General features: G+C 59.1%; 19 protein-coding genes and 1 pseudogene. 8 read left to right on the forward strand and 12 right to left on the reverse strand.

Going from position 1 to position 23,579, the window contains the following annotated elements:
• The first annotated feature begins 46 nt into the window (after positions 1–46).
• Both ATH90_RS13085 and lpxO read left to right on the forward strand, forming a co-directional pair.
• On the forward strand, positions 47–1,363 hold the full coding sequence (locus tag ATH90_RS13085) for a Wzz/FepE/Etk N-terminal domain-containing protein (protein WP_098466451.1): 1,317 nt from the start codon (positions 47–49) through the stop codon (positions 1,361–1,363).
• Positions 1,364–1,615: 252 nt separating this feature from the next.
• Complete coding sequence (lpxO, locus tag ATH90_RS13090) at positions 1,616–2,515, forward strand: lipid A hydroxylase LpxO (RefSeq protein ID WP_034103533.1); 900 nt, start codon at positions 1,616–1,618, stop codon at positions 2,513–2,515.
• Positions 2,516–2,533: 18 nt separating this feature from the next.
• Here lpxO and ligD read toward each other — a convergent pair whose 3' ends face one another.
• Complete coding sequence (gene ligD, locus ATH90_RS13095) at positions 2,534–5,023, reverse strand: DNA ligase D (RefSeq protein WP_098466452.1); 2,490 nt, start codon at positions 5,021–5,023, stop codon at positions 2,534–2,536.
• 3 nt (positions 5,024–5,026) lie between these two features.
• Positions 5,027–5,860 carry a non-homologous end joining protein Ku gene (gene ku, locus ATH90_RS13100; protein ID WP_069023927.1) on the reverse strand — a complete coding sequence of 278 codons (834 nt, stop codon included), beginning with the start codon at positions 5,858–5,860 and terminating at the stop codon, positions 5,027–5,029.
• 184 nt (positions 5,861–6,044) lie between these two features.
• Between ku and ATH90_RS13105 the strand changes: the two genes are divergently transcribed.
• Both ATH90_RS13105 and ATH90_RS13110 read left to right on the forward strand, forming a co-directional pair.
• Positions 6,045–6,359 (forward strand): hypothetical protein, encoded by a 315-nt coding sequence (locus ATH90_RS13105; protein WP_069023926.1) that lies wholly within the window; start codon positions 6,045–6,047, stop codon positions 6,357–6,359.
• Positions 6,360–6,371: 12 nt separating this feature from the next.
• The gene (locus tag ATH90_RS13110) at positions 6,372–7,529 is read left to right on the forward strand and encodes a PQQ-dependent sugar dehydrogenase (RefSeq protein ID WP_098466453.1); all 1,158 of its coding nucleotides are present in this window, start codon (positions 6,372–6,374) and stop codon (positions 7,527–7,529) included.
• 89 nt (positions 7,530–7,618) lie between these two features.
• Here the strand turns inward: ATH90_RS13110 and ATH90_RS13115 are convergent, their stop codons facing one another.
• Positions 7,619–8,098, reverse strand: a complete 480-nt coding sequence (locus tag ATH90_RS13115; protein WP_034103524.1) for a nuclear transport factor 2 family protein — start codon at positions 8,096–8,098, stop codon at positions 7,619–7,621.
• Between the two features lie 54 nt (positions 8,099–8,152).
• On the reverse strand, positions 8,153–8,716 hold the full coding sequence (locus ATH90_RS13120) for a TetR/AcrR family transcriptional regulator (RefSeq protein ID WP_098467672.1): 564 nt from the start codon (positions 8,714–8,716) through the stop codon (positions 8,153–8,155).
• A 125-nt stretch (positions 8,717–8,841) separates the two neighbouring features.
• On the opposite strand from ATH90_RS13120, the gene pssA reads away from it, so the two are divergent.
• On the forward strand, positions 8,842–10,185 hold the full coding sequence (gene pssA, locus ATH90_RS13125) for a CDP-diacylglycerol--serine O-phosphatidyltransferase (RefSeq protein ID WP_034103520.1): 1,344 nt from the start codon (positions 8,842–8,844) through the stop codon (positions 10,183–10,185).
• Between the two features lie 65 nt (positions 10,186–10,250).
• On the opposite strand, the gene efeO (ATH90_RS13130) is transcribed toward pssA, so the two are convergent.
• From efeO (ATH90_RS13130) to efeU, 4 genes are read right to left on the reverse strand one after another with little or no spacing between them, the layout of a single operon-like run.
• Positions 10,251–11,069, reverse strand: a complete 819-nt coding sequence (efeO, locus tag ATH90_RS13130; protein WP_069023924.1) for an iron uptake system protein EfeO — start codon at positions 11,067–11,069, stop codon at positions 10,251–10,253.
• 26 nt (positions 11,070–11,095) lie between these two features.
• A complete protein-coding gene (gene efeB, locus ATH90_RS13135; RefSeq protein WP_034104229.1) occupies positions 11,096–12,400 on the reverse strand; it encodes an iron uptake transporter deferrochelatase/peroxidase subunit in 1,305 nt (434 codons plus the stop codon).
• Positions 12,401–12,414: 14 nt separating this feature from the next.
• Positions 12,415–13,617 (reverse strand): iron uptake system protein EfeO, encoded by a 1,203-nt coding sequence (gene efeO, locus ATH90_RS13140; RefSeq protein WP_098466454.1) that lies wholly within the window; start codon positions 13,615–13,617, stop codon positions 12,415–12,417.
• 10 nt (positions 13,618–13,627) lie between these two features.
• Positions 13,628–14,473, reverse strand: a complete 846-nt coding sequence (efeU, locus tag ATH90_RS13145) for an iron uptake transporter permease EfeU (RefSeq protein WP_034103514.1) — start codon at positions 14,471–14,473, stop codon at positions 13,628–13,630.
• Between the two features lie 166 nt (positions 14,474–14,639).
• On the opposite strand from efeU, the gene ATH90_RS13150 reads away from it, so the two are divergent.
• Positions 14,640–15,662 carry an AraC family transcriptional regulator gene (locus tag ATH90_RS13150; protein WP_098467673.1) on the forward strand — a complete coding sequence of 341 codons (1,023 nt, stop codon included), beginning with the start codon at positions 14,640–14,642 and terminating at the stop codon, positions 15,660–15,662.
• A 286-nt stretch (positions 15,663–15,948) separates the two neighbouring features.
• The gene (locus tag ATH90_RS29070) at positions 15,949–16,332 is read left to right on the forward strand and encodes a hypothetical protein (RefSeq protein WP_105702682.1); all 384 of its coding nucleotides are present in this window, start codon (positions 15,949–15,951) and stop codon (positions 16,330–16,332) included.
• A 59-nt stretch (positions 16,333–16,391) separates the two neighbouring features.
• Here ATH90_RS29070 and ATH90_RS13155 read toward each other — a convergent pair whose 3' ends face one another.
• A complete protein-coding gene (locus ATH90_RS13155; RefSeq protein WP_034103512.1) occupies positions 16,392–16,919 on the reverse strand; it encodes a hypothetical protein in 528 nt (175 codons plus the stop codon).
• Positions 16,920–17,051: 132 nt separating this feature from the next.
• Between ATH90_RS13155 and ATH90_RS13160 the strand changes: the two are divergent.
• Positions 17,052–17,369: pseudogene (locus tag ATH90_RS13160) on the forward strand (helix-turn-helix transcriptional regulator); the annotation flags it as partial.
• Between the two features lie 15 nt (positions 17,370–17,384).
• On the opposite strand, the gene ATH90_RS13165 reads toward ATH90_RS13160, so the two are convergent.
• From ATH90_RS13165 to ATH90_RS13175, 3 genes are all read right to left on the reverse strand, one after another.
• On the reverse strand, positions 17,385–18,596 hold the full coding sequence (locus tag ATH90_RS13165; RefSeq protein ID WP_098467674.1) for an MFS transporter: 1,212 nt from the start codon (positions 18,594–18,596) through the stop codon (positions 17,385–17,387).
• 389 nt (positions 18,597–18,985) lie between these two features.
• The gene (locus tag ATH90_RS13170; RefSeq protein ID WP_034103510.1) at positions 18,986–20,401 is read right to left on the reverse strand and encodes an efflux transporter outer membrane subunit; all 1,416 of its coding nucleotides are present in this window, start codon (positions 20,399–20,401) and stop codon (positions 18,986–18,988) included.
• Positions 20,398–23,577 carry an efflux RND transporter permease subunit gene (locus ATH90_RS13175; RefSeq protein ID WP_034103509.1) on the reverse strand — a complete coding sequence of 1,060 codons (3,180 nt, stop codon included), beginning with the start codon at positions 23,575–23,577 and terminating at the stop codon, positions 20,398–20,400. The genes ATH90_RS13170 and ATH90_RS13175 overlap by 4 nt, the downstream gene beginning before the upstream one ends.
• Positions 23,578–23,579: the final 2 nt, after the last annotated feature.

Raw genomic sequence — 23,579 nt, forward strand, 5'->3', positions numbered from 1 at the left:
TGTTGTTTATGGGCGCTGGATGTCAACTCATCAGGGCGTATGAATTTTGAACAACACTCCCCAGCTACACCAACACTTACCGTCGGATGAAATTGATCTCTTTGAACTGTTTCACGCGATCTGGAAGCAAAGAAAACAGGTCATCGGTTGCACCATTCTCGCAGGCCTTCTGGGAGTAGGCTATGCGTATCTGGCGCCGAAGGTCTACCAGGTCAGCAGTGTGTTGCGGCCTGCGGCAATCAATGAGCTCGATGCCCTCAACCGTTCGGAGGTCTACAAGTTGCCTGCGACCGATGCCCTGGCCAAAGTCGGCGCGCAGCTTGAGTCGTATGACGCCCGGTTGGGATTCTTCAGGGCCAACCCCGCGCTGTTCGAGGCCTTCCAGACACCTGGGCGAAGCCTGGAGCAGAGCTTCGAGGCGTTCAATCGCAACGCGGTCAACCTGGTCCTCCCGGATCCCAAGAAGCCCGGCTCACTCAACAATTACATCCGCCTGGAAATGCAGTACCCCAGTGGGGTTGACGGCGTAGCGATTCTCAATGGGTTCGTGGCCTACGCCATCGCGCAGGAACGCGATCAGGTGGGAGCGGACCTCAAGGTGATCGTCAACAACCGCCTGAACGAGCTCAAGGGCAAGATCGACGCAGCACGGGCCAATTACGAAACGGACAAGGCGTCGAAGATTGCCAGGCTGCTGGAGGCGGATAAGGTCAAGCGGGCCCAGTTGCAGGATGAGCTCACTGCCTTGCGCTTGCAGATGAAAATGCAGCGTATCAGTCGCCTTGCAGAATTGGACGAGGCTATCTCCATAGCCAAGTCCATCGGCATCAAGCATCCCACCACGCCTTCTGCAATGGGGGCTGATGCGTCCAATGGTTCCAGCCAGGTGATGCGTACCGAAGTCACCAATCAAAAAATCCCGCTGTACTTCATGGGCACCGACGCGCTGGAGGCCGAACGGGTGGCGCTAGCGCGACGCAGCAATGATGACTTCACCAACAGTCGGGTCGCCGAGATTGGCAAAGAATTGCGCATGCTTGAGGTCAATCGTGAAGTGGAGGTGCTCAAGAGCCGCAAGGACGAGGACATGTTCCTGCGAGACGTCGAACCACTCTGGGCCGAGGAAGCGCGACTGCGTGGCCTTAATATCGACATGAGCGCACTGAAACTGGTGACAGTCGATCGCCAGGCTCAAGAACCGTTGGCGCCGATCAAGCCTAGAAAGCCCCTGATCATCGCGTTAAGCCTGGTGGCAGGGCTAATGCTGGGGGTGTTGGTGGCGCTGATTCAGCATTTTGCGCAAGTGCGTCGGCAAAACGGGCCGCTTTCGGTACTCAATGAGCGTCAGTTGCCACGCCCATAGTAAGGGTTGAACGCGTCACGGGCGTGCCCCAGGGCAGGCCCGCTCAACACATTCATACGACAGCTTTTCACAATTCTTAGTTAACTTTTGGTTACAACCTGTGGCTAAATAACTGCCAATGGCCATAGGCCGGTGGTTAAACAGCCGGTTGTGCCGATTGTGTGAATTGTGATTTCAGGTGCTGCTATCCATCCTCGGCCGTTGTGGGCACGCAGGTGCAGCCTGTTCTCTTCTGACGTGTGACGAAATCCCTTGAAACTCATCATTGTAATTCTTTACGTTGCCTCGATTGCGTATGTTCACCTACGTGGCCGTGTGCGGCACAAGCTGGGCCGCCAGCTCAGCGATCATTCGACGTTCCTGGCACCGATCAACTGCTTTCTTTATCTCTTCTCCAAGCTGCCCAGCCGCCCCTATTTGTCACCCAGCGATTTCCCGGACCTGACGCCGCTGCAGGAACATTGGGAAGAAATCCGCCAGGAAGGCCAGAACCTGCTGCGCGCGGGTGAGATCAAGCGTTCGGATCAATACAACGACGTGGGTTTCAACTCGTTCTTCAAATCGGGTTGGAAGCGCTTTTATCTGAAATGGTATGGCGACAGCCACCCGTCGGCGATGAAGCTGTGCCCGCGTACCACGGCGCTGGTGCAGAGCATTGGCTCGATCAAGGCTGCGATGTTCGCCGAGCTGCCGCCAGGCTCCAAGCTGGTGCGTCACCGCGATCCGTACGCAGGCTCCTACCGTTATCACTTGGGCCTGGATACGCCGAATGACCCAGGCTGCTACATCAACGTGGATGGCGAAAGCTATTACTGGCGCGACGGCGAGCCGGTGATGTTCGACGAGACTTATATCCATTACGCCGAAAACACCACCCAGCAGAACCGCATCATTCTCTTCTGCGACATCGAGCGTCCGATGAAGTACCGCTGGGCGGCTGCGTTCAATCGCTGGTTCAGCCGGACCGTGATGGCCGCCGCGGGCTCGCCCAACGATGCCGGTGACAAGACGGGTGGGCTCAACCGTGCTTTCACGCGCCTGTACAAGATCCGGCTTCGCGGCAAAGAGCTGAAAAAGCGCAACCGTACGCGCTATTACCTTGAAAAGTGGGCGATCTTTGCGGGTCTGGCAGCGATCTTCCTGCTGATCTGAAGACGCTGCGGGCGCCGTTCACTCGGGTGGATGGGCGCCCAGTTTGTCCCACATCTTCTTGCTGATCTTCTGTCGGTTGGCATAACCCGCCCAGGGATCGGCCTTCAAGCCCCTGACGCGTTGCGCCAGGTTGGCGACCGTCCATTGCTGGGCACTGCGTAACCCTTTCAATTCCTCGCGGCTGATCGGCACCGACACCGGTAGACCCGGGCGTGCCCGCACGGAGTACGCTGCGACGGTACTGGCCCCGCGTGCATTGCGCAGGTAGTCGATAAAGATCTTGCCGACCCGATTCCTGGGCCCCGACGTCGCGGTAAACCGCTCGGGCAGTTGCGCCGTCATGAACTGCGCGATGGCCTTGGCGAATGCCTTGACGGTGTCCCAACTGTCCCGGCGCGCCAGCGGCACGACCAGGTGCAAGCCTTTGCCACCGCTGGTCTTGACGAACGCTTGCAGCCCCAACTCGTCCAGCACCGAGAGGGTCAACTGCGCCGCTTCGAGCATGGCTTTCCAAGGCAGCGCCGGGTCCGGGTCGAGATCGAGCACAAACAGGTCGGGGGTCTCGATCTTGTCCGTAGTCGAGCCCCAGGTGTGAAACTCTACGGTGCCCATCTGCACTGCGCCGATCAACGCGCCAATGCTGTCGATTTCCATCAGGCGCGCATGGCCCGGGTCGAGGGCCTGATCCAGTTGCTTGATGTTGGGAATAGCGAGACGTTCCGAGTGTTTCTGGAAGAACTGCTCGCCCTCGATGCCTTCCGGCGCCCTCAGTAGAGCAACCGGGCGATGGCTTAGGAAGGGCAGGATCCACTGGCTGATGCTGTCGTAGAACTGCGCCAGTTGTTGTTTCTGCGTGCCGCTTTGTTTGTCGATCACGCGGTCTGGGTGGGTGATATTCACCCCTGCGCCGGTTTTTTTCGTGGGCTTCATGGATTTGGCCGTTCGCGGTTGCTCATGAATGATCTGCGCGGCGGGTTTGTCCGTACGCATTCCGACAAACGACGCCTGGCGGACCACGCCTTCACGGGTCCATTCGGCAAACTGCACCTCGCCAACCAACGTCGGCTCCACCCAGTGCACGCCGCGGGCTTGCGCACTGGTCAGGGGTTTTTCCAGAGGCGATACCTTGCGTTCCAGTGGCGTGAGTTGCGTGTAGATCGATTTCAGTGACGCCTGATCGAAGCCGGTGCCCACACGCCCGGCGTACACCAGCCCGGAGTCGTCATTCACGGCCAGTAACAGCGCCCCGAAACCGCTGCGCGAACCCTGTGGCCGGGTGTAGCCGACAATCACGAATTCCTGGCGCAAACGGCATTTGAGCTTGATCCAGTCCGCGCTGCGACTGGACGCATACGGGCTGCCCAAGCGCTTGCCGATCACACCCTCCAGCGCCAGGTCACAGGCACTTTCAATGATGTCGCGAGGGTGGGCGGTGAAGGCTTCCGAGAAACGCAATAGTTTGCTCCTGCTGCCGGCCAACGCGGCCTTGAGTGCAGCACGGCGATCCTCGACGGGCGCCTGGCGTCGATCCTGGCCATTGAGAAACGGCGCATCGAACAGGTAATAGACAATGTCCAGGCTGCGGCCGATATCAAAGGCATTTTGCAACGCCTGGAAATCCGGCAGGCCGTCGCCGTTGAGGCTGACCACCTCGCCGTCGAGCCAACTGTCCTTGAGCTTGAGGGCCTGCAGGGCCTTGGCCTGACGCGGTAGTCGATCGGTCCAGTCGTGGCCGTTGCGGGTGAACAGACGCACTTCGCCGTCTCGAATGCGTGCGAGCATGCGATAGCCGTCGAACTTGATTTCGTATTGCCAGTCGCCCTCCGGTGCGCGGTCCACCAGCGTGGCCAGTTGCGGGCTGAAGTCTTCTGGGAGGGGGGGCGTCGCTTTTTGCGGCTTGGCTTTGGCTTTGGCTTTGGCCTTTGGCTGGGCACGGGGCTTGCCGACCGAAGCGTCACTGACCACGCTATTCGGTTCGGCCTGGACGATATCGTAGTCATCGGCCGGGCGTGCCTGGGAGTCCTTCTCCTTGATCAACAGCCATTGTTCTTTATCGCCGCTGCCCTTCAGGCGCGTGCGCACCAGCGCCCAGTCGCCGGAAAGTTTCTCGCCGACCAGGGTGAACTTGAGCTTGCCAGCGGCGTAGGCCTTGTGCGGATCGTCGTGGGGTTGCCACACGCCACGGTCCCACACGATGACATCGCCTGCGCCGTATTGGCCGGTGGGAATACTGCCTTCGAAGCTGCCATAACTGAGAGGGTGGTCTTCCACGTGGACGGCCAAGCGCTTTTGCGCAGGGTCAAGGCTTGGGCCCTTGGGCACTGCCCAACTGAGCAACACGCCGTCGAGCTCCAGGCGAAAGTCATAATGCAGGTTGCGCGCGTCATGTTTCTGGATCACGAAGGACAGCGCTGACGCCTGGCGTTTGGCAGCAGGCGCGCTGCCTGCCGGCTCGCCAGTGATGCTGAAGTCGCGCTTGCGGTTGTACTCGCTCAGGGGCTTTGCCATGACTTATGAGGCCTTGGTGGATTTTTTCGCTGCGGGCTTCTTGGTGGGTTTACCCGCCAGGCTGCGCTTGAGCAATTCCGTCAGGTCGATCACATCGGCAGACTTGCGCTCGTCACTGTCTTCACGCGTTTCCACATCTTCGATTTTGCCGGCCTTGGCTTTCTTGGCCACCAGCGCCATGATTTTTTCCTGGAAACTGTCGCGGTATTCATCCGGCTGCCAGTCGGCACTCATGTCTTCGACCAGGCGCTTGGCCATGTCCAGCTCGCCTTTGGCCAGGCTGGGCTTGGTCACGTCGGCACCCAGCTCCAGTTCGTCCAGGCTGCGGACCTCGGCGGGCCAGCGCAGCATTACCAGTACCAACGCCGAGTCCAGCGGCATCAAGGCTGCCAGGTGCTGCTTGGTGTGCAGCACCACATTGGCCAGGGCCACTTTACCGGTCTTTTTCAAGGTCTCCCTCAGCAGTGCATAGACCTTGCCTCCGCGCTTGTCCGGTGCCAGAAAATAGGGCGTGTCGATGTTCTGCAGCGGGATCTGGTCGCTGGCGACAAACGCGATGATTTCGATGGTTTGGGTCGACTTGGGGTGGGCCGAACGGATTTCCTCTTCGCTGAGCACCACATAGCGGCCTTTTTCGAACGCCACGCCTTTGACGATGTTTTCTTTCGTCACCTCTTTGCCGGTGGTCTTGTTGATACGCTTGTAGCCCACCGGGTCCATGCTGCGCTTGTCCAGCCAGTCGAAGTCAACGCCCTGCGATGAAGTAGCCGAGACCAGTGAAACCGGGATATGCACCAGGCCAAAGCTGATGGCGCCTTTCCATATTGCCCGTGGCATATGTGCGATTCCTTAAGTAGAGGCTGTGTTCTGGTGACTCGGACGCTGCGCGAAAAGTTTCCCCGAGCAGATGCGCGGACAGATCGTGTTACACCTGATGAGAAACTATTTAGTGTCGAAAGCCGAACCCAAGGCGTAGCGTGTTATCGAAAGCACGTACTCCTCGACCCAGAGAGGCTTTGTCATGAATAGCTGTGTGCGTCACGTTGCAGCGCTGGTAGCAGGCTTGGCCTTTGCGTCTATGGCCCATGCGCAAAACCTGCCCGGCAACAACACGTCCAACAATGGCCCGATCCACCGGGCCAACCCCAACAGCATGCAGGGCACCCAGCCCAATGCGCCGGCCATTCGCGGTATCCAGACCGGGCCGACCACGCGCACGCCCACCCTGGAGAACGGCGGCATTGGCAATAGTTACCCCAAGCGCGACGCCGCCCCCAGCCGCCCGACCACTGAAACCAAAGCCCCCACCTATGATGCCAACGGCAATCGCCGGTAAGGATGCAGCCCTATGCTTCTACGCAAAACCCTCCTAGCCGCCCTGTGTGCAACCTCGCTGCTACCGTTGACGGCCGCTTTCGCCGCCGATGCCCAGCAATTCCCGAGTGAACAAGGCAGTGTCACCGCGACCCCGATCGCCAAAGGCCTTGACCACCCATGGGCAGTGGCTTTCCTGCCGGACAAACAAGGTTTCCTGGTCACCGAGCGTCCCGGTCACCTGCGTTTTGTCAGCCCGGACGGCAAGCTCTCCGCGCCGCTGACGGGTGTACCCGAGGTGTGGGCCAAAGGGCAGGGCGGTTTGCTGGATGTGGTGCTGTCGCCGGACTTCAAGCAAGACCGAATGGTCTACCTTTCCTACGCCGAAGGTGGCGGCAAGAATGGGACGGCTGGGACTGCCGTGGGGCGTGGCCGTCTAGCCGCTGACCTCAGTGGCTTGACCGACTTCAAAGTGATCCTGCGCCAGGAGCCGAAGCTGTCCACCGGCAATCACTTCGGCTCGCGCCTGGCCTTCGACCGTGATGGCTACCTGTTCGTGACCCTGGGGGAAAACAATGACCGCCCGACGGCGCAGGACCTGGACAAGTTGCAAGGCAAGGTCGTGCGCATCTACCCGGATGGCCGGGTACCCGATGACAACCCCTTCGTCGGCCAGCAAGGCGTGCGGCCGGAGATCTGGTCCTACGGCCAGCGTAATCCTCAGGGACTGGCGTTGAACCCCTGGAGCGGCACGGTCTGGGAAAACGAACACGGCCCGCGCGGCGGTGATGAGATCAATATCATCGAGCGGGGCAAGAACTACGGTTGGCCGCTGGCGACCCACGGTATCAATTATTCCCTCACCCCCATCCCTGAAGCCCAGGGCAAGACGGTGGAAGGCACGGTACCGCCACATCACGTCTGGGAAAAGTCACCGGGCATCAGCGGCATGGCGTTTTACGATGCTGACCGTTTCAAACCTTGGCAGCACAACGTGTTCATTGGCGCGCTGGTTAGCCAGGAGTTGATTCGGCTGCAGTTCGATGGCGACAAGGTGATCCACGAGGAGCGCTTGCTGGGTGGCTTGAAAGCACGGATCCGCGACGTACGGCAGGGGCCGGATGGCTTCTTGTATGTGCTGACGGATGCGGACGATGGTGTGTTGTATCGCGTCGGTCTGAACCAGGACTGAAGGTCCAACAGGTCTGTAGAAGCCCCGCTTGCCGGTGACAGCGCCTTTAAGAGCGCTGTCGCTGGCAAGCTGGGCCGGACTGAAGCGGTTTACAAGCCCAGTTCGGAGAGCCCCGGATGATCATCCGGACGCCGACCGAGCGGCCAGTGGAACTTGCGCTCGCTTTCCTTGATCGGCAGATCGTTGATGCAGGCATAACGGTTGGCCATGAGGCCGTTCTCGTCGAATTCCCAGTTCTCGTTGCCATAGGAACGGAACCAGTTGCCCGAATCGTCGTGCCACTCGTAGGCATAACGTACCGCGATGCGGTTATCGGTAAACGCCCACAGTTCCTTGATCAATCGATAGTCCAACTCCTTGGCCCATTTACGCGTCAGGAAACCCTTGGCGTCTTCGCGGCTGTGAGCGAATTCGGTGCGGTTACGCCATTGGGTGTCGAGGGTGTAGGCCAGGGAGACGCGCTGCGGGTCACGGGAATTCCAGCCGTCTTCGGCCAAACGCACTTTTTCGATAGCCGACGCGCGGGTGAACGGCGGCAGCGGAGGGCGTGTTTCTGCGGTAGATGACATTGGCATTTCCTCAACACATTAAGGTTTAGTTGGAAAGTGCGCGTACCTGCGCGTTCAAAGTCCCAATAACGTTCGCGCCATGCATTGCGCAGTATCGGCAGCGGTGGAATCGCCCATCACCAGGGCAACGGTGATGGCGCCGTCGATCAGGATCAGCAGTTGCGCGGCCTGCCGTTCGGGGTCGGAAGTGCCATGCGCTTGGCACAGTTCAAGGGCGTACTCGAACAGTTTCTGTTTATGGGCCTTGGCCAGCAGGCGCACCGGGTCCTGCGGGTCGCCGGTTTCGCCACTGGTATTGATAAAGGCGCAGCCGCGGAAATCCGCAGTGCCGAACCAGGCCTTGAGCGCACTGAACAGCGCAAGCAGCCGCTCGCCAGTGCCTTCGTTGCGTTCCACTTCATCGCGCAGCCACTGCATCCAGCGCGCATCGCGACGTTGCAGGGCGGCAATCACCAATTCGTCTTTATTGGCGAAGTAGCGATAAATGCTTTTTCTCGAGACGCCGGCGGTTTTTACCAAAAAGTCCATGCCGGTGGCGGCGATGCCATGGCGATAGATCAGTTTTTCGGTGACATCGAGGATGATATCGCGGGTTTCATTGCTGGTCGTTAGGTGCATGTGATTGACAGTAGAACGATCGTTCTTCTTGGTCAATTAAATTTTTTCCATGCGGCATAGCGAGACCTGAGCACCCCCATGGTGTAAGCTCGGGGACTCTTCGGATTCGACCCATTGCGAGCCTTATGCCGTCGTTCTTCAAACGCTCCCTGTTGCCCAAATTGCGCGGTTTCCCTCTTACTCCCGACGCCATCGACGTGCTGTCCGGCGCAGATGCTTATCGCCGTTGTCTGCTGGAGCAAATCGCCCAGGCCACCCGGCGCATCTACATCGTCGCGCTGTATCTGCAGCAGGACGAAGCGGGGCAGGAGATCTACGAGGCCCTGCACGCGGCCAAGGCTGCGCGGCCGGAGTTGGACATCGTGGTGGTGGTCGACTGGCTGCGCGCCCAGCGTGGTTTGATCGGCGCGGGCAAGCAGCCCGGCAATAGTGCCTGGTACCAGGCCATGACCCAAAGCCACGGCAGCGAAGTACCGGTGTATGGCGTGCCGGTGCAAACCCGCGAACTGTTCGGCGTGCTGCACCTCAAGGGGTTCGTGATCGACGACAGCGTGCTGTACAGCGGTGCGAGCCTGAACAACGTGTACCTGCACAAGTTCGACAAGTATCGCTTCGACCGCTACCACTTGATCCACAGCAAGCCCTTGGCGGATTCGATGCAACACTTGGTGGAGCACGGGCTTATTGCCTCCAAGGCGGTCAATCGCCTGGACCTGCCCAACCCACCCACCACGCGCAGTTTGCGCAATGACATCGGCGACTTGCGCAGCCGCCTCAAACACGCGGCTTATGACACCACGGCGGGGCAGTTGCCCAACGGCCATCTGTCGGTCAGCCCATTGCTCGGCGTTGGCAAGAACAACCCGCTGAACCGAGTCGTGCTCGAATTGATCGCCAGCGCCCAGCATCAACTGACTATCTGCACGCCGTATTTCAACCTGCCATTGCCAGTGACCCGTGAAATCAACCGTGCCCTGGCGCGTGGAGTGAAGATCGACATCATCGTCGGTGACAAGACCGCCAACGACTTCTACATCCCGCCGAGCGAGCCATTCAAGGTCATCGCGGCGCTGCCCTACCTGTACGAAATCAGCCTGCGACGCTTCGCCAAGCGACATCAGCCGATGATCGACAGCGGCCAGTTGAACCTGCACCTGTGGCGCGACGGCGACAACACGTACCACCTCAAGGGCATGTGGGTCGACCTGCGCTACACCTTGCTGACCGGCAATAACCTCAACCCGCGGGCGTTCCGCCTCGACCTGGAGAACGCCTTGTTGATCGACGATCCCCAGGGCCAGTGGTTGGAGCCGCGACGTGTCGAGCTGACGCAGATTTTCCAGCACACCACACGCATCGAGCGTTACCTGGATCTGCAGACGCTGCCGGACTATCCCGAGGCGGTCGGCAAGTTCCTGCGTCGGGTCAGCCGTGTGCGGATCGAGCGGTTGCTGTACCGGATCCTGTAGAAACCGCAGGCAAAAAAAAGACCCAGCCCCTTCAACCGGGCTGGGTCTTTTTTTTTGCCTATGGTTTAGTTCAGGCCCAGCTTGCCACGCAGGGTCGACAGGTCTTCAGCCAGGGTATTGACCGGACCCACCAGGGCCTTGCGGTCGTTTTCCTTGACCTTGTCGTAGGTCTCGAAGCCGCCATCCTTGGTCTTGTACTTGGCCAAAACCTTGTCCACGGTGGCGAAGTTCTTGTCGACCTTGGCCAGGAAGGCCTTGTCCTGCTTCTCGATCTGGCCACGGAACAGATCGACGATTTTCTTCGCGCCGTCGATGTTGCCCTGGAAGTCATACAGGTCCGTGTGGCTGTAGCGGTCTTCTTCGCCGGAGATCTTGGTGGCGGCGACTTCCTCCAGCAGCGCGGCGGCACCGCCCACGACTTTCTCGGGTGGGAAGGTCAGCCCGTCGACGCGGGTCTTGAGGTCGTTGACGTCGGTGTTGAGCTTGGCGGTCAGGGTTTCCAGGCCCTTGGTGCTGTTCTGCGAGAACAGCGCGTATTCGATGCGGTGGAAACCGGTGAAGTCCTCGGCGGTCACGCCTTTTTCATGGTCGTCGACACGCGAGTCGATGGACGCATCGAGGTCGCTGAACAGCTCGGCGATCGGCTCGATGGACTCATAGTGCACACGGGTCGGCGCATAGAGCTTCTTGGCAGTGGCCAGGTCACCCTTGTTGATGGCGTCGGTGAACGCCTGGGTCTGGGTAACCAGTTCGCCGATTTCTTCGGTGACGTAGATCTTGTAGTCCGAGACCGGGCCTACCAGGTCCAGCGGCGCGGTAGCGGCGAATGCTGCAAGCGGCGAAAGGGTCATTAACAACGACAACGCAATAGTCGACTTCTTCATGGGACGGTATCCGCTCTGAGTGTTTTTTAGGTATGGGCAGTGGTTTGAGGATGCGTTGCAGCCAGCAGCGTGCGCCCAATGAAATCCTTGGGCCCGGTGACCCCCGGCAAGGTGAAGAAATACCCGCCGCCGACCGGCTTGAGGTACTCCTCCAGAGGCTCGCCGTTGAGCCGGGTTTGCACACTGATAAAGCCTTTCTCCAGGTCAGCCTGGTAGCAGATGAACAACAGCCCCATGTCCAGCTGACCGTTTTTGTTGACGCCGTTGGAGTAGTTGAACGGCCGGCGCAGGATCAGGTTGGCCTGGGTCTGCGGGGTGCGAGGGTTGGCCAGGCGGATGTGGGCATCGAGCTTGGTCAACTTGCCTTCCGGGTCCTTGCTGTAGTCGGGGACCTGGGTTTCTTTCTGGCCATCCATGGGCGCGCCCGTGGTCTTGACGCGGCCGATGATGCTTTCTTGCTCTTGCAGTGGCGTACGGTCCCAGCGCTCGACGAAGTTGCGGATGATGCGCACGGCCTGGTAGCTGCCGTTGGCCGCCCAGGCCGGTTCGTCGCTGCCAGGCTGTACCCACACAATCTGGTTCATGGCGGTCTCGTCGTTGGAGTTCGGGTTCGCCGAGCCGTCACGGAAACCCAGGAAGTTGCGCGCGCTCTGGGCTGGCTCGCCAGGTTTGGCAGGCGCCTGGGGCGGCACGCTGCCTTCCTGCTTCCAGCGCACCAGCAACAGGTCGGGCAGGTTCTTCACGATGTCGCGCAGGGCGTGAATATTGGTGTCCGGGGTGTTGGAGCTGAATTGCAGGCTCAGGTCGCCGTGGCACTGCGCCGGTTCCAGCGCATCGTTGGGGAAACCGACCATGCGGCTCAGGCGCTTGGGTTTGGCTGCTGCGAGACCGAAACGCTCATCGAACAGCGATTCGCCGACGGACACCGTGATGGTCAGGTTGTCTGGCGTCACCACCGGGCCGAGGATCCCGGAGTCGGTGGGCGGCAGTTTCGGGTCCACTTGCGGCACGGTGCCGCCAGCCATCAGGAAGCTGATGCGCTCGTTGAGCGTGCGGAACAGCCGCTCCAGGTCCTCACGGTCACTGGCCAGTACGTCGAACGCCACGAGCATGCCGCACGCCGGGCGTGGGGTGACGATGCCGCTCTGGTGCTTGCCGAAGAAGTCATGGTGGTCCTGGGTCTTGTCGCTGCGTGGTGCGGTGGTGACTTGCTCGGCGGCGGCCGCCATGGCCGGGCAGGTCAGTGTGCTGCCGGCAATTGCCGCGCCGGTGGCGGCCATGCCCAGCAGGACACGGCGGCGTTGGAGGTCAAATTGTGCTGAATCGCTCATGTGTGCGGTCGTCTTCACTGCAGGCCGGAAAGGCCAAGGGCGGGGTCGATTCCATCGAGTGCAGCGGCCAGAGCCTTGGCCTTGTCGGCGATCTGCTTGCGCTGATCGGCGGTCACGCTGTCATAGGTGGCGTAGCCCTTGTCGACCTTGAAGCCCTGGAGTTCGGCATCAAAGGCGGCGAGGGCGCTGTCGACCTTGGGTAGCAGGTCGGCGGCGGATTTGGTCAGCAACGGGCGCATCAACTCCACGACCTTGTGGGCGGCCTCCAGGTTGGCGGCGAACCCATTCAGGTCGACGTGGCTGTAGCGTTCTTCTTCACCGCTGATGGCGCGCACATCGGACAGGCTGTTGAGGTTGCGCACCACGATGCTCACCAGTTGCTCCGGTGGCAGGGACTGGGCCAGCAGCTGTTGCTTGAGCGTCGTGACGTCGCTCACCAGGCGCTGTGCAACCGGAGCCAGGCCGTCGAGGCTGCGCTGTTGGAACAGGCTGTATTCCAGGCGATGGAAGCCGCTGAAGGCCGGGTCCTGTTCGCGCTTTTCAAAGTAATCGGCGCGGGCGTTGATGGCATTGTCCAGCTCAGCCAAGCGTTGCGAGGCCGGGGCCAGTCGCTGGTAAGCCTCGCGGGCGGGAACGTAAAGCGCTTGCGCCTGGGCCAGGTCGCCGCTGTCGATGGCCTGCTGCAAGGCGGTGGCGGCTTTGACCAACGCGCTGCCCTGGCTGCTCAAGTACACGCGAAACTCCGACAACGGGCCAATAAACGCCACCATCGACGGTTTGGCCTTGGCCTGCGCGTCGGACTCGGCGGTGGGCGTTACGTGCAAGGTGCCACGTGGGTTGCTCAGCAGGCCGCAGGTGATCGCGTAGTCGCCGGGCAGCAGGTTGGCGTTGATCACCTGGCTCAGGCCGGGAGCGATGTTTTCACGCTCTTCGACCACGAGCACGCCATCGAGGATTTCCCATTCCACCGCACGATCAGAGCGGTTGATGATGCGGAAGCTGGCGCGGCCGGCCGGCACCGTCAGCTCATTCGGCTCGCAGGCGTGGCCATGAATGGTCACGGCGATCTCGTTGTGGTTGGTCTGGCGCTTGCTGGCCGCCAGTTGCGAGGCGTAATAGAACAGGCCACCGGCGGCGATCATCACGACCACCGAGCCCGCCACTGCCCAGCGCAGGGCGCGGGGTGGCGAAGCCGGTTGAGGAGTTGGGTTGGACAAGGGACGGTCCTTACTGGCTGGAAACGGAAGAAGACGAGGCGACCGGCTTGGACGGCGCGGCCGGCAGGAAGAACATCACCAGGGCCACCACCAGGTAAATCAGGTAGGCGCCGAGGGTGCTGACGGTCGGGGCCTCCTGATAGCCGAACATGCCGGCGAGTACTGAGCCCAGCGGGCTGTCCATGGGCAAGGCGGCGCTGAAATCGAACAGCACGGTTTGCAGGTGATTCCACACGCCCGCCTCGTGCAGGGCCTGCACGGAATTGGCGAGGATGCCGGCGGCCACCACGAGGATAAACAGGCCGGTCCAGCGGAAAAACGCACCGAGGTTCAGGCGCATGCTGCCGGTGTAAATCAGGAAGCCGACGATGATTGCCAGGATCAAGCCGAGCAGGGCACCTATCGGTGCGCCCGGGCCCTCACTCTGCTGGAACACCGCCAGCAGGAAAAACACGGTTTCAAGGCCTTCACGGGCCACGGCGAAAAACACCATGAGGATCAGCGCGGTGACTTGGTGTCTGGAGCCGGCCAACGCGTGATCAAGGGATTCGTGCAGGGAATGCTTGATCGACCGCGCCACTTTGCGCATCCAGAACACCATGGAACTGAGGATGCCCACGGCGACCAAGCCGACAATGCCTTCGAACAGCTCCTGCTGTTTTTGCGGGAATTCGGCGCTGACCAATTCCAGGCCACCACCGACCAGCAGGGCCAGCGCAGCGGCGAGGAACACCCCGATCCACACGGCAGGCATCCACTGCCCACGGCCGGTCTGTTGCAGGTAACTGGCGATAATGCCAACGATCAATGCGGCTTCAATGCCTTCGCGCAGCATGATGAGAAAAGGAACGAGCATTCGGCACCGCATCCAAACTAGATAGGAACCTAAGTTGTAACATAATGATACTCATTACTAAACAAGCAATCTTGACGTTTGCTGAACCCTGGCTGAACGGTGGTGGCAAATCGCGTCGCCCCTTATGATGCGTGCCATTCTCTGCACCCTTGGGCACCGATTCACCATGTCGGAAAAAGACACCATTTCCATTCACCTCGTACGCGAAGCCTTATTGCAAAGCTGCGCGCCGGGGGCCGCAAGCGACGAAGTGCTGCAGCGCGCCGGGGTTGACCCGCACCTGCTGGCCGAGCCCACCGCGCGTGTCTCGGCCACTGCCTACGCACGCTTGTGGCGCCTGTTGGCACGGCGCATGGATGATGAGTTCTTTGGCATGGACCCGCGCAAGCTCAAATCTGGCAGCCTGGCCTTCCTGTGCCGCACCGCGATGGCGCAACCGACACTCGTCACCAGCCTGGAAAGCGGCCTGGGGTTCCTGTCACTGATGCTGGAGCGACTGCCCGCGCAACTGGTGCGCCAACAGAGCCTGGCGGAGATCGTGTTGCTTGAGCCCGAGTCTGAGCCCAACCGAGCGTTCACGTACTTTACCTACTGGATGATCGTGCACGGCGTCGCCTGTTGGCTGGCAGGGCGACGCATCCCGATCCTGGCGATTGAACTGCGTTGTCCAAAACCGGCCTTCTGCGACGACTACCAGGTGATGTTCTCTGACAACCTGCGTTTTGATCGGCCGCGTACCCGCATGATCTTCTCCGCCGACTGCTTGGACCTGCCGATCAAGCGCAGCACTGAAGAACTCAAGCGTTTCCTGGCCCACGCGCCCGCCAATATCCTGGTCAAATACCGCGACCCCGACAGCCTCGCTACCCGCATCAAGCACGACCTGCGCCAGATGCCTCCCGATACCTGGCCGGAAACCGACGGCCTCGCCGCCAGCCTGTGCATCTCCGCCTCCACCCTGCGCCGCCGCCTGGCGGAAGAAGGGCAGACCTACCAGGGCCTCAAGGACAGCGTGCGTAAAGAACTGGCGATTGTCTGGCTCGCCGAGCCGCAGATCAGCTTTGCCGAGATAGCCGAGCGATTGGGCTTTGCCGATACCAGTTCGTTTTATAAGGCGTTTCGTAAATGGGTCGGGTCGAATCCCGGGCAGTACCGTAGTTTGATTTTGAACGAGACAAATCGGTTGTAATGGCGTGAGTGGGCTGGATTAGGAAATAACTTACCGAGTGCTTCTCGCGTACTACAGAACAGTCCTTCATGTTTTTGGGAAGTTTGCGGCTTACCCACAGTGATAATTCGTGCATAGTCAGTGGCACGGTTCCTAATACTTCTATTGAACAGTTCGATTCATGTGCAGTGTATCTGCGTCGGCAGCGCGGCACGGCTAAGTCGAGGGCGGCTTATGGAGAAATAACAAAACGATAGGTAAATAGTCGCAAAAAAATCTTGAAGGTTCGACATTTAAGGTGAAGATCATGAAAAGTCTTTTTGCACTGCCTTTTTTAGTGTTGACGTTGCTGTCTGCGTCCGTGTCCGCGGTGTGCTTGAATATCACGGATAGCTACAGTGGGATAATCCAACCTGACTCCGAGGCCATAGCGCTCGGTCCATTTACTATCGCAGGGACTAACGGCTGCTCTAATGCAAACATTGATGCGATGGTGTCTGCTGCAGGAAGCGGTAGAGCACCCCATATCTACATTCAACAGCAGGTCGGTGGCGCTTGGAAAACAGTCGCTCACAATCCTTTGTCAGCCTATGCCTCATGGCTTGGCCCCTTGGGTACCTACCGAGTGATGCTGGACAACCGCGAACCGGTCTCCAAGTCCTATTGGGGGACGGTCAGGTTTGGTCGGTGATGCGCTGATAGACCAGGGTGTCAAAAGGCGGGTTGGCACCCTGTATGACATGGCCAGGTTCAGGCACGCTCCTCTATCGAGAGATCACTTCGGGAAGAGTTGACAAAATACGCGAGTGCATTTATTGCGTGATTGGCAGCGATCATGCCCTGGACATATTCTGGGATACCTTGTGAACGCTTCACGTCGGGACGACTTTCAAGAAACGAAAGGTAGTCTTCCAGTGTTTCGTTAAATAAAGCGATTGCATTGTATTTGACGTCGGTTTCGGCTTGCTGGCCGTTGGCATCAAAAGCGCCAAGGCCAGAGATGAACACATGAAACGCCTCGCCATCAATGACGTTATCCTCATACAGCCGCCTGCCGACTTTCTTTAGTTCGTTGGTGGTAATGGATGTCATGTCGTAGTCTTTCAAGAAGGCTTTCAGATCATCGATTGACTCTTGTTTGCGAAGCTTCAACGTGTCCGCAGCGTTTGCCTCCTCTGTTATCGTGAATTTATTGACCACCTGTTCCGGGTTTTTTATCTGGAACGGGTTAGACGCCTTGGTATGCCTCATTTGTTCTGCAGTCAATAAAACGGCCATGATCGGATACTCCGTTAGTCGAAACGTACACTTTTATATCGGCCCCTGTCATATCCACTTTAAAAAAGCCTCGTGACCGAATGACCACGGCGCAAAAGCGGGCGCACATACTGGCCACGTCAAAGGCAGCACACCCCCATCGAGCACTACCTGCGCCAGATGCCCGCTGAGGCCTGGCCGGAAACCGACGGCCTCGCCGCCAGCCTGTGCATCTCCGCCTCCACCCTGCGCCGCCGCCTGGCGGAAGAAGGGCAGACCTACCAGGGCCTCAAGGACAGCGTGCGTAAAGAACTGGCGATTGTCTGGCTCGCCGAGCCGCAGATCAGCTTTGCCGAGATAGCCGAGCGATTGGGCTTTGCCGATACCAGTTCGTTTTATAAGGCGTTTCGTAAATGGGTCGGGTCGAATCCTGGGCAGTACCGTGGTTTGATTTTGAGTGATGCTAATTAGCGGAAGAGAGAGTGTTTAGTCAAAGCGGCTAACTTTTTTATAGCGGTAATGATAGATTGCAAGTGAGGTTAATGCTGTAAAAAACGTTGCTAGGGCGGCCGTTGTGAAGGGGGCATGCCGGCCATAGGTTGTTATGAGTAGCGTCCCTATAGCAGGGCCTATTACAACGCAGAGCATTTGAGCGCTTCTAAAAGACGTTGACATTCGCCCAATGGTTTCAGAAGGGCAGAGTTGCTGGAGGAGTATGTTTGACGAGATAATCAACAGCTCGTAGCCAAAGCCATTGATAAACCATACGGTTGGATAAAGTAACTTTTTGTTAGGTATATCAAGAGGCACTAGCAGTGCAGTCATTATCAATGCCAAGCAGAAAACAACGAGGCCGTATGACCGAAGCAAAACGTCCTCAAGGTTTTTGAGTTTTAACTTCACCAGCAAGGCAGCGCACACCGCCCCTGCGGCCGTCGCTGAAACGATCTGTGAAAACACGATGGGAGGGTAACCTTCATGTGCCAGAAAAGCAGCCAGGTGGGGATCATAGATGCCTAACGCCAACGAAGTGAGCAAGGAATATAGAAAACCAACGCGTAATTGGAAAGGCAACGATTTAAATATTGAGAACCCCTTCAGTAGGTCACGATATAACGGCAGGATTTTTGATGACGCAGGTGCAGGTTTGGCGTCTATTTTCGCACAAAGGGAAAGCAGGAACGGCAGGGTTAGAAGTACAGCTGTGGCGGAAAAAAAGAAGCCGTCTTTAGTGGGCAATACCATAGTCAGCAGGCCAGCCAGTAAAGGCACAGTGATTTTTGAAGTTTGGTCAAGTAGGCTGGTGTAGCTAAAAAATGACTTGTGTTCTTCCCGGTTGACTAATGTTCGTATCGCTATAGTAATTGAGGGGAAATAAATCAAATTCGACATCCCTTTCAGAATCACTAAGACTAAAAACATTTCAAAACTTGGGGAGTAGGCGAGCGCAGCGGTGGAAGCTATGCGAAGCGAAACGCCAAATATTAACGTTTTCCTAACGTCCAGCCGATCAATCAACGTTCCAACTATCGGCCCCAGAAGTAACATAGGTGCACCCAGACAGAAAGCGAGTAATGCTACTGAGGGTGGGGAAATGCTCCACAGGTATGCAGGCACCGTAAATATCAGAAAAATATCCAGCCATAGCGCCAGGCTAGATAACGCTTGGACGACGACAAGTTCACGTGAGGCTCTCAATGTCTTAACCCGACTTTTAATGAGATTATATGATGAGTTCCTCAATGTTGTCGCCTTAGCAAAATGCCCAGGCGCAAGAAACGGTAAAATTGTCGAGTATTGCTGTCAATGGAAAAGCTTGAGGTGTTGTGCTTTTCGATTTTATATTTTGTGAAAATTGGATTGGGTTTGTAGGAAGTTGTCCGGTGTTTTTTCCTACACTCTTTTATGGGGTTGTATTTGAATGTTTATTACCGGCTCCTGTCTGTCCGCATGTAGCCATGCGTAAGACTTGATTTAATTCTTGTCAATTTGTTTCAGGTTTCGACGAGCCAAAAAAAGCCCCGTGACCGAATGGACCACGGGGCAAAAAATTGGCTGGATGCGACCAACCAAAGGAGCTCTTTACATCACTTGGCGGTAGCGACCACCGTGTCCGGCTGCCAGCCACCCCCCAGTGCCTTGTAGATCGCGACGATGCCGCGATACAGGTCGACTTCGGCCTGGGCCTGGGAGTCTTCGGCGGCCAGGCGCTCACGTTGGGCGTCGAGCAGTACCAGGAAGTCCACAGTGCCTTCGCGGTAGCGGATCGCGGCCAAATCGGCAGCGGCGCGGCTGGATTCGCTTTGGCGGATCAGCGAGACCAAGCGTTGCTGGCGCTTGCCGTAGTCGCTGAAGGCGTTCTCGGACTCTTCCAGGGCCAACAGCACTTGTTGCTCGTAGGTTGCCAACGCGCCATCGGCCTCGGCATCGGCGCCGCGCAAACGGGCGCGCACACTGCCCAGGTCAAATGCTGCCCAAGTGATGCTCGGGCCAAGGGCCCAGGCATTGGCGGCGGACGAGCCGATCTGCGAACCGCGCCCGGCGGTAAAGCCGAGGAAGCCGCTGAGGCTGACCCGTGGGAACAGGTCGGCCTTGGCTACGCCGATGCGTGCAGTGGCGGCGGCCAGTTTGCGTTCGGCGCTGAGGATGTCCGGGCGGCGTTGCAGCAGTTGCCCCGGGTCGCCAATCGGCAACGCCTTGGCAATCGCCGGCAGGTCTTTCGGGCTCAGGTCTACGGTGAGCTTGTCGGGCCGCTGGCCGAGGAGGGTGGCGATGCGATTGCGCTCGCGCACTTGCTCGGCCTGCAATTGCGGCACGCTGGCTTCTACCGCCGCCAGGCGCGCATCGGCACGCTCCACGTCGAGTTGGTCACCCACACCGGCATCCCGCAGGCTGATGGTGATGGAGCGAGATTCCTGCTGGTTCTTCAGGTTGTCCAAGGCAATGCGTTCACGCAGTTGCGCGCCACGCAGTTGACCGTAGGCGTCCACCAGTTCGGCGATCATGGTGACTTGCAGCTGGTACAAGTCCGCCTCGGCGGCCTGCTGGTCGGCGTCGGTGGCTTCCAGGTTGCGCTGGATGCGACCGAACAGGTCCAGTTCCCAGGCCATGTCCAGGCCGAGGTCGTAACGCTCACTGTTGACGCGCTTGGTGGTCTGGCCTGGGATTTGTCCCTTGGCCAGGTCACTGCTGGCGCGGCTGGTGATGGTCGGCATGGCGTCATTGCTGGCGTCATCGCGGATCGCCCGTGCCGCCCGCAGGCGGGCAAAGGCGACGCGCAGATCCCGGTTACCTTGCAGCGACTGGGTCACCAGTTGGTTGAGGGTCGGGTCCTCGAACTGCTGCCACCAGATGCCTTCGAACTTGGCATGGTCATACTGCTTGGCATTGGCAGCGGCCGTGATATTGGCCGCCTCCGGCGTCTGGGTTTTATAGTCCGGGCCTACGGCACAGGCGCTTAGCGCCAGTACCAGCAAGCTCGGCAGAAAGACTTTCACACTCATTGCTGTGTCTCCAGCTTCAAGGCCTTGGCCGCTTTGCGCGCGTCCTGGCGCTCCACATAGCGACGGATCAGTACGTAGAACACTGGCGTCAGCAACAGACCGAAGAAGGTCACACCGATCATCCCGGAGAACACCGCCACGCCCATGGCATGACGCATCTCGGCACCGGCGCCGCTGGACAACACCAGAGGCACCACACCCATGATGAAGGCGAACGAGGTCATCAGGATCGGCCGCAGACGCAGACGGCAGGCTTCCAGTACCGCAGCGAGCGGGTCGAGGCCTTCTGCCTGTTTATCCTTGGCGAACTCGACGATCAGAATCGCGTTCTTGCACGCCAGGCCCACCAATACGATCAAGCCGATCTGGGTGAAGATGTTGTTGTCGCCGCCCGAGATAATCACCCCGGTAATGGCCGACAGCAGGGTCATCGGCACGATCAGGATCACCGCCAATGGCAGGCTCCAGCTTTCGTATTGGGCGGCCAGTACCAGGAACGCCAGCAGTACGCAGAGCGGGAATACGAACAGCGCGGTGTTGCCCGAGAGGATTTGCTGATACGTCAGGTCGGTCCACTCGTAGGTCATGCCGTTGGGCAGTTCTTCTTTCAGCAGTTTCTCGATCGCCGCTTCAGCCTGGCCCGAGCTGTAGCCCGGTGCCGCGTTGCCGTTGATTTCGGCGGTGATGAAGCCGTTGTAGTGCATCACGCGGTCCGGGCCCGAGGTGTCGCTGACCTTGATGAAGGTCGCCAGGGGGATCATCTCGCCTTTGTTGTTGCGCACTTTGAGCTGGCCGATCTGGTCTTCATCCAGGCGGAACTGCTGCTCCGCCTGCACGTTGACCTGGTAGGTCCGGCCGAAGCGGTTGAAGTCGTTGGCATACAGCGAGCCCAGGTAGATCTGCAGGGTGTCGAAGATGTCGCTGATCGCCACGCCATGGGTCTTGGCCTTTTCACGATCGATGGCGGCATCGACCTGGGGCACGTTGACCGTGTAGCTGGTGAACAGGCCGAACAACTCCGGCGTGGTACGGCTCTTGGTGATGATGTTCTGCACTTCTTTGTACAGCTCGTCGTAACCCAGGTTGCCACGGTCTTCGATTTGCAGGCGGAAACCACCGATCGTACCCAGCCCCTGCACCGGCGGCGGAGGGAAGATCGCCATGTAGGCTTCCTGGATGTTGCTGTATTTGCCGTTCAAGGCACCGGCAATCGCACCGGCGGACATGCTCGGGTCTTTACGCTCGTCGAACGGCTTCAGGGTCACGAACACGATGCCGCTGTTCGGGCTGTTGGTGAAACCGTTGATCGACAGGCCAGGGAACGCTACGGCGCTTTCCACGCCTGGTTGTTTCAACGCGATGTCGGACATGCGCTTGATCACATCTTCAGTGCGGTCCAGGCTCGCGGCGTCCGGCAACTGGGCGAACGCCACCAGGTATTGCTTGTCCTGGGCCGGTACGAAACCGGTCGGCGTGTGGGCAAAGCCCAGCCAGGTCAGGACCATCAGGCCGGCATACAGGAACAGCGCGATGCCACTGCCACGGATCACGCGGCGTACGGTGCCGACGTAGCCATGGCTGGCCTTGTCGAAAAAGCGGTTGAACGGTCTGAACAACCAGCCACCCAGCAACTTATCGAGGAATTTGGAGAACCCATCCTTCGGCGCGTTGTGGCCTTTGAGCAAGACTGCAGCCAGGGCAGGGGACAATGTCAGCGAGTTGAAGGCCGAAATCACCGTCGAGATCGCAATGGTCAAGGCGAACTGCTTGTAGAACTGCCCGGTCAAGCCGCTGATGAACGCCGCTGGCACGAACACCGCACACAGCACCAACGCCGTGGCGATGATCGGGCCGGTCACTTCGCTCATGGCTTTTTCAGTGGCCGGGAACGGTTCCAGGCCCAGTTCGATGTTCCGTTCGACGTTCTCCACCACCACGATGGCGTCGTCCACCACGATACCGATGGCCAATACCAATCCGAACAAGGACAGCGCGTTGAGCGAGAAGCCGAACAGGTGCATCACCGCAAACGTACCGATCAACGATACCGGCACCGCCACCAATGGAATGATCGAGGCGCGCCAGGTTTGCAGGAACAGGATCACCACCAGGACAACCAGGATCAGTGCTTCGAACAGCGTGTGCACCACCGCTTCGATGGAGCCGCGCACGAAGATGGTCGGGTCATAGACGATGCTGTAGTCCATGCCCTGGGGGAAGCTCTTTTTCAGCTCTTCCATCTTGCCGCGCACTTCGTTGGAGATCTCGATGGCGTTGGAGCCAGGGCGCTGGAAGATCGGAATCGCCACGGCCGGCTGGTTGTTGAGCAACGAACGCAGGGCGTACTGGCTGGAGCCAAGCTCCACCCGTGCGATGTCTCGCAGGCGGGTGATTTCACCATTGTCGCCGGAGCGAATGATGATGTTCTCGAACTCTTCCTCGGTTACCAGGCGACCCTGGGTGTTCACTGACAACTGGAACGCGGTGGCCGTCGGTGCAGGTTGGGCGCCCAGGGTACCGGCGGCGACTTGACGGTTCTGCTCACGGATCGCCGTCACGACATCAGTGGCGGTCAGATTGCGTGAAGCGGTCTTGTTCGGGTCCAGCCACACTCGCAGCGAGTAGTCGCCCATGCCGAACAGCTGTACGTCACCCACACCGCCCAGGCGCGCCAACTCATCCTTCACATTGAGCAGGGCGTAGTTGGACAGGTACAGCATGTCGTAGCGCTGATCCGGGGAGGTCAAGTGCACCACCATGGTCAGGTCGGGGGAGGCCTTGTCCACGGTGATACCGATGCGTGTCACTTCCTCAGGCAGCTTCGGCTGAGTACGGGTCACGCGGTTTTGCACCTGCACCTGCGCATTGTCCAGGTCGGTGCCCAGGGCGAAGGTGATGGTCAAGGTCAGCTTGCCGTCGGCGGTCGACTGCGAGGACATGTACAGCATGTTCTCGACGCCGGTGATGGCTTGCTCCAGCGGAGCGGCCACGGTTTCACCGATGACTTTGGGGTTGGCGCCCGGGAAGTTCGCGCGCACCACCACGGTCGGCGGCACCACTTCCGGGTATTCGCTGATCGGTAGTTGGAACAGCGAGATCGCACCGGCAATCAGGATCAGCAGCGAGAGCACCGCTGCGAAGATCGGCCGTGAAATGAAGAACTTGGAAAAATTCATCT

Origin of the sequence: Pseudomonas lurida (assembly GCF_002563895.1) — a bacterium.
In the GTDB taxonomy this organism is placed as follows: Bacteria; Pseudomonadota; Gammaproteobacteria; order Pseudomonadales; family Pseudomonadaceae; genus Aquipseudomonas; species Aquipseudomonas lurida.